The sequence below is a fragment of the Chryseobacterium sp. CH25 genome (assembly GCF_004119455.1).
In the GTDB taxonomy this organism is placed as follows: Bacteria; Bacteroidota; Bacteroidia; order Flavobacteriales; family Weeksellaceae; genus Chryseobacterium.
Window position 1 is genome coordinate 120,047 of record NZ_NRQT01000004.1, and the last position, 14,816, is coordinate 134,862.

The 14,816-nt window shown below is 36.5% G+C and carries 13 protein-coding genes; 9 read left to right on the forward strand and 4 right to left on the reverse strand.

Annotation, left to right across the window (positions count from 1 at the left end; translation table 11 throughout):
• Nucleotides 1-4: 4 nt before the first annotated feature.
• Nucleotides 5-1,201 carry an exo-beta-N-acetylmuramidase NamZ domain-containing protein gene (locus BOQ64_RS11320; RefSeq protein ID WP_129055328.1) on the forward strand — a complete coding sequence of 399 codons (1,197 nt, stop codon included), beginning with the start codon at nucleotides 5-7 and terminating at the stop codon, nucleotides 1,199-1,201.
• A gap of 122 nt (nucleotides 1,202-1,323) precedes the next feature.
• Here the strand turns inward: BOQ64_RS11320 and BOQ64_RS11325 are convergent, their stop codons facing one another.
• From BOQ64_RS11325 to BOQ64_RS11340, 4 genes are all read right to left on the reverse strand, one after another.
• Nucleotides 1,324-1,530, reverse strand: coding sequence for a hypothetical protein (locus BOQ64_RS11325; protein ID WP_065398796.1), 207 nt, complete (start codon nucleotides 1,528-1,530; stop codon nucleotides 1,324-1,326).
• Between the two features lie 4 nt (nucleotides 1,531-1,534).
• The gene (locus BOQ64_RS11330) at nucleotides 1,535-2,161 is read right to left on the reverse strand and encodes a DUF3575 domain-containing protein (protein WP_129055330.1); all 627 of its coding nucleotides are present in this window, start codon (nucleotides 2,159-2,161) and stop codon (nucleotides 1,535-1,537) included.
• 7 nt (nucleotides 2,162-2,168) lie between these two features.
• The gene (locus BOQ64_RS11335; protein WP_129055332.1) at nucleotides 2,169-3,344 is read right to left on the reverse strand and encodes a thioredoxin family protein; all 1,176 of its coding nucleotides are present in this window, start codon (nucleotides 3,342-3,344) and stop codon (nucleotides 2,169-2,171) included.
• Nucleotides 3,345-3,516: 172 nt separating this feature from the next.
• Nucleotides 3,517-3,879 carry a winged helix-turn-helix transcriptional regulator gene (locus BOQ64_RS11340; RefSeq protein ID WP_129055333.1) on the reverse strand — a complete coding sequence of 121 codons (363 nt, stop codon included), beginning with the start codon at nucleotides 3,877-3,879 and terminating at the stop codon, nucleotides 3,517-3,519.
• Between the two features lie 147 nt (nucleotides 3,880-4,026).
• Between BOQ64_RS11340 and BOQ64_RS11345 the strand changes: the two genes are divergently transcribed.
• From BOQ64_RS11345 to BOQ64_RS24855, 8 genes are all read left to right on the forward strand, one after another.
• Complete coding sequence (locus BOQ64_RS11345) at nucleotides 4,027-4,971, forward strand: alpha/beta hydrolase (RefSeq protein ID WP_129055335.1); 945 nt, start codon at nucleotides 4,027-4,029, stop codon at nucleotides 4,969-4,971.
• Between the two features lie 12 nt (nucleotides 4,972-4,983).
• Complete coding sequence (locus BOQ64_RS11350) at nucleotides 4,984-5,550, forward strand: cysteine hydrolase family protein (RefSeq protein ID WP_129055337.1); 567 nt, start codon at nucleotides 4,984-4,986, stop codon at nucleotides 5,548-5,550.
• A gap of 259 nt (nucleotides 5,551-5,809) precedes the next feature.
• Entirely contained in the window at nucleotides 5,810-6,535 is a 726-nt protein-coding gene (locus BOQ64_RS23870) for a hypothetical protein (protein ID WP_228448329.1), read from the forward strand.
• Nucleotides 6,520-7,404, forward strand: coding sequence for a sensor histidine kinase (locus tag BOQ64_RS23875; RefSeq protein ID WP_228448330.1), 885 nt, complete (start codon nucleotides 6,520-6,522; stop codon nucleotides 7,402-7,404). The genes BOQ64_RS23870 and BOQ64_RS23875 overlap by 16 nt, the downstream gene beginning before the upstream one ends.
• A 113-nt stretch (nucleotides 7,405-7,517) precedes the next feature.
• Nucleotides 7,518-10,103 carry a zinc-dependent metalloprotease gene (locus BOQ64_RS11360; RefSeq protein WP_129055338.1) on the forward strand — a complete coding sequence of 862 codons (2,586 nt, stop codon included), beginning with the start codon at nucleotides 7,518-7,520 and terminating at the stop codon, nucleotides 10,101-10,103.
• A gap of 6 nt (nucleotides 10,104-10,109) precedes the next feature.
• Nucleotides 10,110-13,442 carry a SusC/RagA family TonB-linked outer membrane protein gene (locus tag BOQ64_RS11365; protein ID WP_129055340.1) on the forward strand — a complete coding sequence of 1,111 codons (3,333 nt, stop codon included), beginning with the start codon at nucleotides 10,110-10,112 and terminating at the stop codon, nucleotides 13,440-13,442.
• An 11-nt stretch (nucleotides 13,443-13,453) separates the two neighbouring features.
• Nucleotides 13,454-13,774: a hypothetical protein gene (locus tag BOQ64_RS24850; protein WP_410494438.1), complete on the forward strand. Its 321-nt coding sequence runs from the start codon at nucleotides 13,454-13,456 to the stop codon at nucleotides 13,772-13,774.
• Nucleotides 13,741-14,772 carry a RagB/SusD family nutrient uptake outer membrane protein gene (locus BOQ64_RS24855; protein ID WP_410494439.1) on the forward strand — a complete coding sequence of 344 codons (1,032 nt, stop codon included), beginning with the start codon at nucleotides 13,741-13,743 and terminating at the stop codon, nucleotides 14,770-14,772. The genes BOQ64_RS24850 and BOQ64_RS24855 overlap by 34 nt, the downstream gene beginning before the upstream one ends.
• Nucleotides 14,773-14,816 lie beyond the last annotated feature (44 nt).

The following is a 14,816-nucleotide window of genomic DNA, read 5'->3' on the forward strand; positions in this document are numbered from 1 at the left end:
GCTTATGAATTTAGATTTCAAAATTAAAAATTTACTTCTGATTTGCCTAATTTTTTTAGGAGTATTCAACCAATATTATTCTCAAACTCAAGTTCAACCGGATTTTAAAACCGGAGCAGATCAGCCTGAGCTTTATTTACCTTTATTAAAGGATAAAACGATTGGAGTAGTAACGAACCAGACGGGTTTGATGAGTGACAGAACACATTTGGTGGATTTTCTAGTTAAAAACGGAGTAAAGATCAAAGCTATTTTTGCTCCTGAACACGGTTTCAGAGGGGATGCAGATGCAGGTGCGAAAGTAAAAAACGGAGTAGATGTGAAAACAGGAATTCCAATTGTTTCTTTATATGCGAGCAACAAAAAGCCGAAGCCTGAGCAATTGGCCGGGATCGATCTGGTTGTTTTCGATATTCAGGATGTAGGAGTGAGATTCTATACTTATATTTCTACATTAACTTACCTGATGGAAGCAGGTGCAGAAAATAATGTTGAAGTAATGGTCTTGGATCGTCCCAATCCCCACGATGGATATACAGATGGCCCTGTTTTGAAAAAGAAATGGACGAGTTTTGTGGGAATGCACGAAGTTCCTGTAGTATATGGGCTTACAATTGGGGAGTATGGAAAAATGGTGAATGGTGAAAAGTGGCTGAAAAATGGAGTTCAGGCAAAATATACGCTCATCCAGATGAAGAACTACCACAAAAAACTACGTTATCCTATGCTGGATAAACCGTCTCCGAATTTGCCTAATGATAAGGCTATTAATTTATATCCTAGTCTATGTTTTTTTGAAGGAACTCAGGTTTCTGTGGGGAGAGGTACAGATCAGCCTTTCCAGATCTATGGTTCTCCATGGACGGAAAATCTTCCCTATAAGTTTACCCCTAAACCAAGTTATGGAGCTAAAGATCCATTTTTAAACGGTAAGCTGTGCTATGGTGAAGATTTATCCAGCTATCCCAATGATTTAAGAGAACTGAATCTTGAATGGGTTATTAAAGCATATCAGAACTACAAAAATCCTCAGTTGGATTTCTTTTTGAAAAACCTTTGGTTTGATACTCTTTCCGGTACTGATGAATTCAGAAAGCAGATTATTGCCGGGAAATCAATTCCGGAAATTAAAGCCTCATGGAAAAAGGATCTGGAAGATTTTGAAAAGATCAGAACCCGGTATGTGGTATACGAAGATTAATAAGGACAGGCTTGAGGCTTGAAGATGGGAGCTGGAAGTTATGAAGGTTATAAAAAAGATTTTAACCTTCTTAAAAGATCAGCTAGTAGTAATACGGCTGAAAGTAACTTCCAGCCTTTAATCTAATCAAAATTCTGGGGTGGATTTTTATCGTTCTTGCCCTTATTGAGTATAAAGAGTCCAATTGTTAAACCAACAACACCTGCAAAAGCCGTTAATAAGGCTCTCTGTAATTTATCTGGAAGATCGTTTCCCAGATAGTTCATTAAAAAAAGGATCACAAAAGTGATCACTGAAATGATAATATGATTTTTTCCGAATGGCTTCATTGTACTATTTAAATTTATAAGAGATCATGACACCGCCTCTGTAGGGCATAATTTCACCACTTTTATTAAGGTTTTCTGCAGAATCGTAACGTCTGCCGGTTGTTCTATCATATCCCTTATAAAAACTTTGTGAAGTTCCTATGGTAGCATACAGGTCAAGATTCCAACGGTCGGATAACTGAAACTGGTATCCCCCGGTAATCCCCAACATGATAGAGTACCCTTTTTGGTAAAGATTAGAGTTTATAACATATTCTCCATCATCTTTTTGAACAACATTGTCATTCCAATAATTCCATTTTTGAGCATTGTAAGCTGCAACAGAAAGATTGGCTCCGATATACCAATGTTTGAAGGCTTCTTTGAAATAATATCTTCCTTCAGCAGAAACAGAGTAAAATTGTAACTCGTGTCCTGCAAAAGATTTCCAAGGTGAGATAAAGACATCTCCCTGAAGGGTATATTTAGGACTGATCTGCTTTTCTATACCCAGATTGAAAATACCTATTGGTAAAAAAAGAGCATTACCTTTTACATACAAACCTTTCTCTTCGCTTTGTTCCTGTTCCTGAGCTTTTAGTGAACCTATGCTCAGAAATGCCAAAGCTGCCATTAATACTCTGTATTTCATCAAGTGTTTATTTTATTTGTTTTAATAACTCTTCAGCTAATTTAGAGTCTCTGTTTGCCTGAACTGCCATGTTTTTAGACATTTCAGCATAGTTTTGAGCCATTTCCTTGTTTCCTGTTAAGAAATAAAGCTTAGCTAAGATATATGTGTTTTCTGAAGTTTCTCCTCTCATCACAGATTTTTCTGCCCATTCGGTTGCTTTCTTTAATGAAGCTGGAGTCTGTACATGATCTGCAAATACCCATGCTGCTCTTAAAAGTTCATCAGGATTGAATGGTTCCGGATTTTTATAGTAATCTAAGGCCGCTTTTTCATATTCCGGGAAATTGGCATTTCGCTCATAATAGTTAAGCTTGGTCTGGTTGAGCTTTGTAGTAGCTGTCTGTTTTCCTACCAATGGCTCAGCCATCTTCATAAAGTACTCGTCGTTTACTTTTTTATTTTTATCATCAACGGACTGTTCTACAATTTTTGACAGCTTTAGCTGGGCATCAAATTCATTATATGTTTCTTCTGGAAGAAATTTGATGATCTCTGCTTTTCTTGAAACAAAAGCTTTATAGTTAGAATCTTCTGTTGACTTTAAGAAAAATAACATAAACCCTATTTCATCTTTTGCAAGGGGGTCACCTGCTTTTTTGTTTTCAAAATATCTTTCAGAGGCTTTTTTAGCAAACTCGTAATCTGTATCAGAATTAAGCTTCATAATATTGATCAGGAAGTCAGGGTCTTTTTCTCCGTTAGCAAATCTTTCTTTCAGAGATCCTTTTTTACTCCCTTGTGAGTTGATATCCTGAGCCATTGTCACAAACATACTTTCTTCCATATAGCCTGTATTTCTGGAAACAAGCTCACCTTCACCGTTCAGAAAAAGATAAGTAGGATAAGAACGTACTCCGAATTTGGCAGCAAGATCTCTCCCTTCTCCTTTTTCCATATCAAATCTTGCGTTGATGAAGTTGGTATTGAAATATTCTCTCACGGATTTCTGAGGAAAAACATTTTTTTCCATCATTTTGCATGGTCCACACCAGGAAGCATACGCATCAATAAAAACCAATTTTTTTTCTTTTTTGGCTTTTGCTATAATTTCTTTAAATGGTAGTTCCTGAAACTGTATAGTCTCTTGAGCAGAGATGGCAATGGAGCAAACAATAGATATCCCGGAGATGATCTTCTTCATTTTCAAATAAGATTTGGAGCGAAGATAAATAATTTTCAAAATATAAAGGATGGAATCTGGAAGTTGAATGTTGATATTAACTAATTTTAAGACTTATATCTTCAGATTCTTGAAAGTAAGATCAAGTGGGTTGGCTTTCTTTTCTGTTATAATAAAATCATAATAATAAGGATTAGTCTTTTTTCTTAGATTCTTTATGCTCTTTACCCCAAAGTTCAAGCTGGCTGAGTACAGGGAGTAATTTTTTTCCTATTTCAGATAATTCATATTCTACTCTTGGGGGTACTTCAGCATATACTGTTTTAATGACCAGATTTTCCTGTTCCATTTTTTTGAGCTGCAGGGTAAGCATTCTTTCGGAAATATTCGGAATTCTGTTTTTAAGCTCAACAAACCTTAATCTTTCTCTTTTGAGTTGGTAGCAGATGGAAAGAATCCACCGTCCACTAATCAGGTTAACAGCATATATTTCGGAACAGCAGGATTCCATTGTCTTTCTATTCTCGTTATTGGTGGATGATTCTTTAATACTCATACTAACATTTTTGTTCGCTTCATACAATCTGTTGCATACTTGCAGGCTACAGTATCGATGATTTAAATTTACAAATAAAACAGGAAATATAGGGTGTATATCCTTTTTTCGTAGACTTTTATTATAGATTTTTTATATGGTAATGTTATGGATTTAAATAGAATTAATAAAGAACTTAGAGCGAGTATGGAAAGCGTTCCGTATTCACTGGAACTCGATGAAAATTTATTTTTGAATGCTCCCGAAGAAGTTCAGAAGGAAAGGATGGAATTTATAAAAAACCATCCTGTTCAGCAACCGGATCATATTAAGGTGAAAGATATTTTTATTTCAAGTTCAGTGGATGATGAGAAAATACGTTTACATATTTATCAGCCAGAAAAATTTGACAGAAATAAAACTCTGGTTTATTTTCATGGTGGCGGCTATGTTTTTGGTTTGCCGGAGCAGGTTGATATCCAGATGTTTGAAATAGCAGATAGATTGAAAGCAACTATTATATCAGTAGATTACAGACTGGCTCCTCAACATCCTTTTCCTGTTCCTGTTTTGGATGGTTTTGATGCGCTGAAATGGGTAATTGATAATGGCGGCACTCAATTGGGGATTGTTCCTGAAAACCTTACCATTTCCGGGGCAAGCGCTGGAGGACATTTGGCTGCATCAGTCACCCAAATGGCTGTAGATCAGAATATCAACAATATAAAGCATCAGTTTCTATTATATCCGGTTATTCATAATGGATTGAATAGCCCTTCTATGCAGGAATTTACAGATTCACCGTTATGGAACAGAAGATATGCTGAAATAGCATGGCAGCATTTTCTGGGGAAAGAGAATAAAGATAAAAGTGTTACCTATTCGGATCTGACGCATTATCGTAATTTTGCTAGGCTGCCTCAAACTACGATTGTGGCTTGTGAGCTTGATCCTTTAAGAGATGAAGGGATTGAATACTCTCAGTTATTATATCAGGCTGGAGTTGCTACAGAGTTGTGGGTGATTCCTGGAGCAGTCCATGTATTTGATCTTTTTGAATGTCCTTTAACAGATGAATACAAAGAGTTTTTGATGAATAAATTATTTAAATAAGAATAAAAACAAATGAATTTAAGAGAAAAAAGACCGGCTTTAATCCTAATAGATATTCAAAAAGGATTTCTTGATGAAGACTATTGGGGTGGAAACAGAAATAATAAAGATGCAGAAGTAATAAGCGGAAAAATACTGAAACAATGGCGGGAACTGAATTTACCAATATTTCACATTAGACATAGCTCAACCAATCCTCAATCTAAATTGCATGAGACTGATCCTGGATTTGAATTTAATGAATATGTCTTACCTCAGCATGGCGAAGATATTATTACTAAAAATGTAAACAGTGCTTTTATCGGAACAGACCTGAAGGAAAGACTGGATGATCAGAACATAAATACTTTGGTTATATTAGGAATTACCACCAATCACTGTGTCTCTACAACAACAAGAATGGCTGGGAATTTTGGATATGAAACCTATGTTATTTCGGATGCCACTGCAGCATTTGACAGGGTAGGAATACAGGGAGAAAAATATGATGCGGAATTGGTTCACCTCATGGCATTAGCTAATCTAAATGAGGAATTTGCTACGGTTCTGAATGCGGAAGAATTATTAAAAAAACTGTAAAAGCGCTGAATTTCTTAAAGTTTTAAAACTGTCATATTGGTGGCAGTTTTTACTTTTTCATAAAGAAAAAGATTTTTCACTTGAATTTTTTACCATTCACAGGTTATATTCAGAGCGAAATTTAAGATAATTTTAATTCACTCAATGGTCCTGAGATCTTTGTTATATCTTTGCAAACTAATAATTTATCCACAAAAAAGATCGTGAAAATATAGGCTTTACTTCAGGTATTGCCGGGTTTTCTTTTGTGGAAATAAAGATGCAGAAGAAATTGAGTATTAATTTTAAACACGCCTTATCCCGAAAATCTATTTATGTTGCTGCACTATCCACCTGCTTAATTGCAGTAGTGGCTTTTGCTGTTTTAAGTCATTTAATTGCAGAAGATAACCGTAAGAATAATGAAGATTTTGCGAAAAAAACCTTTTTCAGGAAATATGAATCCGTAGAAAGTGAATTCAGGAATATTGAAGATTATCAGTACCTGCTTCGTGAGCTGATCCAAAAAGACGGATTGAAAAACTATAGAGATTATTCTTTGGTTTTGAATGATTTAAATAAAAAAAGAAACCTCTTAACCTACAGTTGGTATTATTACGACAATAATAAAACAGGGAAATACGAAAGTAATAATCCTTTGTCCAGTGTTTTCAAAGACAGGAATAATGAAAAAGGGTCTGTTGCTATAAAAAATACAGGTTCCGGGCATTTTAAAGATCTTTTAATAAGTCGTAAAGACAGTATGTTCTGGGTAAGTTATGATTCTCTTGTGTTACCTCAGAAAAATGTTCTGTATTATGGCTCTACCGTAAGCCTGGATGATCTTCATCAATATTTTACCAATGTAGATAAAAGTTCCAATACCTATGCTTATGTCTTTACCAAAGAAGGCATCTGTATTACCCATCCTGAAAAAAAGTACATCGGGAAGAATGTTTCAATTTTACAGATATTAAAGCAAAAGATACTTTGTGTAATACAGTAAAAGCAGGGTATACAGAAGGACTTGCCAATTCAGAATATCTGGCGATGGAAGTTACCCGATTTATAAAACCTCTGAAAACGGATAATTTTGATGGGTATGCAGTGGTTAATTATGTCAACTTTATTACAGATGAGAATATCAATAAAGTAAAAGCGTATACGGTGTATATATTTCTGGCTGCCTTGTTTATGATTGTTACTGTTTTTATTCTGTTTCAGCGGTCTACCAGTATGGCTTATAAGGAAAAAGAAAAAATACAGTCTGAAAAAAATCTTCTGTTGATTGAAAATGAGAAAATGCACAAAGCTGAAGTAATTAACCAGCTGCAGCAGCTCAAGAATAATATCAATCCACATTTTCTGTTCAATTCTCTGAACTCTTTATATATGTTGATTGGAATTAATAAAGAGAACGCTCAGAAATTTACGATGAACCTTTCCAAGATCTACAGGTATCTGATTGTTCCGCCAAAGGAAAATATTGTGCCTGTTTCCAAAGAAATTGATTTTATTCAGAAATATATGGAGCTTCTGAAAAGCAGGTTTGATGAGGAGTTGGTTTTCCAGCTTATTATAAAAGATACTGAAAGTTTAAAGAAAAGAATTCCTTACTTATCCCTTCAGATTGTAACGGAAAATGCTATAAAACATAATGTTGCGACCATAGATCAACCTCTGGAAATTACAATAGAAGTAGAAGAGAAAGGGATCACGGTAAAGAATACCTATCAGCCCAAAACGGAAGGTGTACAGGGAGAAAAATTCGGAATTGACTATTTGAATCAGGTTTATGAGTATTTTAGAGAAAATCCGCTTCATATTTCTGTAGATGGTGAAAACTTTATATGTTTTTTGCCATTAATGAAATAAAATGGAAAAATCCATTCACTCCCGAATAATGACCTTTCACTCCCTAAAACACCCTATATAATTCACTATACCTATAGCTTTGCCAACTGAAACTAAGATATTTACTATTTGGAATGAATCGGACTATTTTAATGAAGAATTACAGACTTGCGCTGTATCTGGGATTAGCTATGGCATCGCCGGCTGTTCTGGCACAGAAAAAAGATACTGTAAAAACGACCAAGGACAAAACTGAAAAAGCAGATCTTTCATCATCAAAGAAAACAAAGAAAATTGACGAACTGATTAAGAAAGGAACGTATAAAAAAGGAATCTTCAATACCATTCAGGTAAAAACAGATCTTTATTTTGAAATTCCGGACAGCTTAATGGGACGCCAGTTTTTGGTAGTGAACAAGCTGTCTCAGGTACCATTACAGGTAAATGAGGCTGGTCTGAACAAGGGAATGAATTATGAAAATAAAATTATTTCTTTTTATAAAGACAGCGTTGCCAAAAAAGTGTGGGTAAGAACTTCTGAAGCTAAGGTATCTTCTCCTAAAAATGATGCCATTACAAAATCTGTTAAAGATAACTTTTCAGGATCTGTCATTGAAGTTTTTGATATTGAAGCTCAAAACAGTGACTCTACTTCGGTAGCCATTAAAGTGAATAAGGTTTTTGACGGAAATCAGAAAAGCTTTAATGATGTGTTGGCGAATGTTGGCCTTGGCGGATCAGTAAAATCAAGTCTTTCCTTTATTGAAGGAGTAAAAACATTCCCTGAAAACCTTGTGGTTAAATCTCAGTTAAGCACTTCAGTGAATGAAGGTGGAGTAGATTTACCGGTAACATTGGGAGTAACCAGCAACCTTGTATTGCTTCCTAAAGTTCCTATGAAACCAAGAATTGCAGATGCAAGAGTAGGATTTTTCAGCGAAAAGCACTGGTCTTTTAACGATCAGCAGCAGAAAATGGATGAGAAATTTTTCATCACCCGTTGGAATCTGGAGCCTAAAGATGAAGACAAAGAAAAATATCTGAGAGGTGAACTGGTAGAACCTAAAAAACAGATTGTTTATTATATAGATCCTTCAACACCAAAACAATGGCGTGAGAAAATCATTGCAGGAGTTCATGACTGGCAGGTTGCTTTTGAGCAGGCTGGTTTCAAGAATGCAGTGATTGCTAAGATGCCGGATGAGAAAGATGAAGATTTCGATATTGATGATGTAAGGTATTCTGTGATTACTTATGCGGCTTCTCCGAAATCTAATGCGATGGGACCTTCAGTGGTAGACCCGAGAAGTGGTGAGATCATTGAAGCAGATATCATCTGGTGGCATAATGTAATGACTTCTCTTCAGGAATGGATGAGAATTCAGATAGGACCTATCGATTCCAGAGCAAGAGGAAATAAATTCAGTGATGAATATATGGGTGAGGCTATTCGTTTTGTATCCTCTCATGAAGTAGGGCATACTTTCGGATTGAAGCACAATATGGGATCTTCCTTTGCATTTCCTGTAGAATCTCTTCGTTCTAAAGAGTTTACAGATAAAATGGGAGGAACTGCACCTTCTATCATGGATTACGCACGTTACAACTACGTAGCACAGCCGGAAGACGGAGTTACAGCCATCACTCCAAAGATCGGAATCTATGATAAACATGCTATTGAATGGGGGTACCGTTGGTATCCGGATGAATTTGTTGAGAAAAAAGCATTAAAAAATCTGATCGATAAGCACGAAGATGATCCTTTGTATTTCTATGGTGAGCAACAGAGCTACCTTGAAACCATAGATCCTCGCTCGCAGTCGGAAGATTTGGGTGATGATGCGATGAAAGCCAGCGAATACGGAATGAAAAACCTGAAAGTGGTTGCCAATAATCTTTTAAAATGGACGTATGAAGACGGTAAAGATTATACGGATGCAGGTAAATTATATATGGGTGTAATTGGACAGTGGGATTTGTATACAGGTCATGTAATGGCAAATGTAGGTGGAATCTATCTGAACAATACCGTTTTTGGAAACAAGAAAAAAGCCTATGAAGCAGTTCCTGCTGAAACCCAGAGAAGAGCGGTTGATTATTTGGTTAAAAATTCAATCCACCTTCCGGAATGGTTATTCTTTAATCCGATTACTGAGAAAACATATTCGGTGAAAAATTCACCAATGGGACCGTTTGAACAGACGCCATATACCCTGGCGAGAGGAATGCAGTATGCCAATATCTATTCCCTGTTTATGGACGACAGATTGCTTAGACTTCTTGAGAACGAGTTAAAGCATGAAGTTTCAGGTTCCAAAGAGGAAATTTATACCGTTGAAAACCTGTTTGAACAGGTGAGAACAGCTATTTTTAATAAGAAAGGAAGCCTCACGATGCTTGAGAAAATGGCGCAGAAAAATTACGTGGATGCATTGATTGTTTCGGTGAACAAATTATTCGAAAAAACAGCCGTAAAAACATTGAAAACAGATCAGACATTAAATATGCCAATGATCTGCAACTATCATGAAGAAGGTAAAAACCTAAGAAACATCAATTATTCATCCATGAAGAGAGTGTCTGAAGTTACGACGTATAAGAGAGCAGAACTGCAGAAAGTTCTGAATATACTGAACAACACCAGATACAGAGGTGATGACGCTTCAAGAGCGCATTATACAGACTTAATTATTCGTATTGAAGAGGCTTTAAACAAATAAACAGCAATGAAAAAAACTCTAATCCTTTTACCTCTTTTAGCTGCCCAGGTTGCGTTGGCTCAGGAAAAAAAGACCATTACAGGAAAGATAGAAGACGGTAATACTTCCAGCGTAATTGCAGGAGCATCCATAAAAATAGAAGCTCAGTCGGTTTCTACGAAAACCGATTTGGATGGCATTATCGAAAGTGTATCAGTAGGTACAGTAGCCGATAAAGACGGAAAATTTATATTGGAAATTCCGGTAGGTACGAAATCTATCATGGTAAGTTTTCCAGGGTATGAATCCCGCACTATTCTGATCAATGAAGATAAAACCAATTATACCGTAAGACTGGTTCCTGAAGTTTCAGATAAAAACAAAATTCAGGAAGTTATCATTACCGGATATCAGAAGATTGAAAAACGTAAGCAGACCTCTGCAGTTGCTACAGTAAAAATGGATAATATCAACCAGGCCGGGGTAGCGAGTGTAGACCAGATGCTATCCGGACAGATTGCCGGGGTAGTGGTGACTCCGGAAACGGGATCTCCAGGTGGACCTGCAAAAATCAGAATCCGTGGAACAGCTTCTTTGTCTGGCCCACAGGATCCGCTATGGGTAATTGATGGTCTTCCATTAGAAGGAAACGATGTGCCTAACTTCAGTGATAAAGATAATATCGATCAGCTTCAGAACTTCTCCATTGCAGGACTGAACCCGAATGATATTGAAGATATTACCATTCTGAAAGATGCTGCTGCAACGGCAATTTATGGAGCAAGAGCAGCTAACGGGGTAATTTCCATCACGACGAAAAAAGGAAAGAAAGGAACGATGAGAGTCAATTTCTCTGCAGATACTTTCGTAACAGCCCGTCCTGATTTTGAAAAATTAAACCTGATGAATGCATCAGAAAAAGTAGATCTTGAATTAATGCTTGCCAAGCGTGCAGATCTTACTTACCGTGCAGATAAAGGGGAGGTGATGAGAATTTTAACTCAAAACAACCAGCTTAATGATTTTAGAAAGGGTGGTCTTGATGCTTTAACTCCATTAACGCTTAATCAAATCAATGGATTAAGAAATAATACAACCGATTGGGGAAAACTGCTGTACAGAAATGCCATCAATAAACAATATGGGGTAAGTATTTCCGGAGGTGGAGAAACTTCAGATTACTACTTCTCCTTAGGGTATTATGATGAAGAGGGAACCACTATTGGTACAGGGTTTAAGCGTTATAACCTTACTTTAAAGAATAATTATAAGTTAAGTGATAAGTTAACGGCTGGGATCTCTGTTTTCGGGACTCAGAGTGAGAAAGAATCATTTATGACGGATGCAGATGCTGCTGCAAGCCCGATTAATTATTCAAGAAATGCCAATCCGTACATGAATCCGTTCAATCCGGATGGAAGCTACAGATATGATAAAGATATTGATGGTTTTGCAGATACTTATGTTCCTTTCAACTTCCTTGAAGAAAGACAGAATACAAGTTATACCTTGAAAAACCATTCCTTAAAGGCTATTTTAGACTTAGAATATAAAGTTTCAAAAAACCTGAAATTCACGTCTCAATTAGGAATTCAGTATGATACCAACAAGACGGAAAAATATGCCGGACAAGAGACCTATTTTACCAGAAAAATGAAGGAAGGTACCCGTTATTATAAAGATGGCGGATATAAATATTTCCTTCCTGCAGGAGACATCAAGCAAAACTGGGATAATGATTTCTTCCAATACAACTGGAAATTACAGGGAACTTATAACACCAAAATCAATTCTGTACATGAAATTGATTTGATGGCAGGAACAGAGCTTCGTAAGACAGAAGATAATACCACGCTTACAAGAGCTTTTGGGTATAATAAAAATACAAGAACCGCTACTCCTATTGCGTTCCCAAGTGCCAATTTTGCTGCTGAAAAGAAGTATGAAACTTACCGTGAAATGCCGCCGGTAGAGAATGCTTATGCCTCTATGTTTGCTACTGCTTCCTATACTTACGATCAGAAATATACTTTCTTCGGAAGTGTAAGATACGATGGTACCAATTTATTTGGGGTAAACAAAAAGTATAAATATCTTCCGATATGGGCTGTTTCCGGTTCATGGCTGGTAACGAAGGAGAACTTTATTCAGAATATCACTCCTGTTTCTAACCTTAGGCTGAGAGCTTCTTATGGTCTTCAGGGAAATATTGACCGTAATACTTCACCATTCTTTATTGGTGAATACAATTATACCAATATTCTTCCGGGAATGAGAGAAGATGTAATCAACGTGATCAGCCCGCCAAATGATAAACTTCGTTGGGAAAAAACAACCAACGTGAACTTTGGTCTTGATCTGGGATTATTCAAAAACCGTATCAACCTTACTGCCGATGTGTACAGTAGAAAAGGAACAGATATGATCAGTATGAAAGAAACTCCGCTTGAGTCAGGATTTGAATATACGATGATGAACTGGGGAAGTCTTACCAATAAAGGTTTTGAATTGGCTTTATCTACCAGAAATATCGACAACGAAAACTTTAAGTGGTCTACAACCATCAACTTTGCCCACAACAAGAGTAATGTATTAAGTGAGCAGCCTCGTGACAATGCGTTTCTTCCATCCAGAGAAGGGCTTCCTGTAAATGCAGTGTTTGCTTTAAAAACTGCTGGAATGGATGCCTATGGGAACCCATTGTTCTGGAAAGGAAATGAAAAAGTATCTGCTGAAGAATTCTTTAAGCTTTTTGATGTATATGCAGACTTCCTTCCGGGGCAGTTCGTAGATACAAAATTAACCAATGAGGAGATGAGAAACCTGTTTACGTATGTAGGAGACAGAGATCCTAAGTTTACAGGAGGTATCATCAATAACTTTAAGGTGAAGAATTTTGACCTTACTATTGCTGCAACATTCAACTTTAAACAGACCGTGATGCGTAGCCCGTCTTACAGAGGAATGGAGCTGGATAGAGGAAGAAATTACACAAGAGATATTTACGAAGCAGGAGGTGCTTTGCCAGGAATTACAAGTCCGGATATGGATGCAAATCCAAATGGATGGATGGCTAATAAGTGGTTTGCGGGTAACCGTTCCAATACTTACGGATTGCTTGATATATGGGCTAAAGAAGTAAGTTATCTGAGAATAAGCAGTATTCGTCTTGGGTATACATTACCAAAAGAATTTACGGTTCCTATGGGAATCAACAGTCTTAGATTAAGTGTGGAAGGACGTAACCTGTTTGTATTCAGTAATGGGTACAAAGGATTCTTTGATCCGGAAACGTATGGTAATATTTATGCACAGCCTATTGCGAAATCGGTTACAGTAGGATTTAATGTTTCTTTTTAAAACTTGAAAAAATGAAAAAAATAACAACTATTATAGCATTAGCCGTTATCAGCTTTACCACTGTAGGATGTGACAGATTTCTGGATATTCAGCCAGAAGGAAAAGTAATCCCAACTTCTGTTGAAGATTACCGTAAAGTTCTTACCTCAGCATATGCAAAATATCCTAATCACAAATCTTTATCAGTGCTTCGTACCGATGAGGTAAACATTAATGAAAATATAAATGAATTTAATGTATACCGAGAGGTTGCAATGTGGAAAGATGCAAACAATGACTCCGCAACTATAGAATTTCCATGGGTGAAGTTTTATTCAGTGATTTTTATCTGAATCAGATTATTAATGAAGGAAGCAAAACAATGGCAGACTCTCCGGAAAAGAGACAGATTCTTGCTGAAGCCTATGCTTTGCGTGCTTACACCTATTTTGATTTGGTGAATCTGTATGCAAAGCCATATAACAGCGCTACAGCTTCTACAGACAGAGGAGTTCCTATAAGTCTTGAAATGGATATTGAAGCAGTATTGAAGCCTTCCAGTGTACAGGCTGTTTATGACCTTATTCATGAAGATATGAAAAAAGCAGAAGGTCTTATGGTAGAGCAGAAGCAGACTGCCGGAATCAATTACAGATTCTCAAAGATTGCATTAACAGCTTTACAGGCAAGAACTGCTCTTTATCAAAATGACTGGAATAATGCGCTGTATTATGCAGAACAGGCATTAGCGATAAAAGGAGATCTTGTTGATTTGAATACAAGCAGTACACTTCCTCATCATTATATGGCTGTAGAATCTATTATGGCTTTGGATGATGCGTTTGACAGTGCTGCACAGAACTTATCTTTTGCGTCTTCTGAGCTGATGTCAAAATTCAATACGACTACAGATAAAAGATTTAAACTCTATTTTGAAAAAAATGGAAGCCAGTATAAAATCATTAAAAAGGGAAGTTCAGAATTTAAAGTATCCTTCAGAACTACTGAAATGTATTTCATAAAATCTGAAGCACTTCTGAAGCTGAACAAACTTGATGAAGCAAAAGTAACCTTGTCCAAGGTTCTTAAAAACAGATATACTCCTGAAGGATATACTGCTGTTCAGAATACAATAACACCTATGAATGCTGCAGATTTCATGACTTTTATCCTGGATGAAAGATCCAGAGAGTTTGCGGTAGAAGGACACAGATGGTTTGATCTGAGAAGAGCTAACCAGAAAGAAATTAAACATACCATTAACGGTAAGGACTATATTCTTCAGAAGAATGACCCGAGATATACAATAGAATATCCAATGAGTGCGAAGAAGAATAATCCTAATTTATAGAACACTTCATATTAACAACCCCTGAAACCGCTAGAATTTAACCG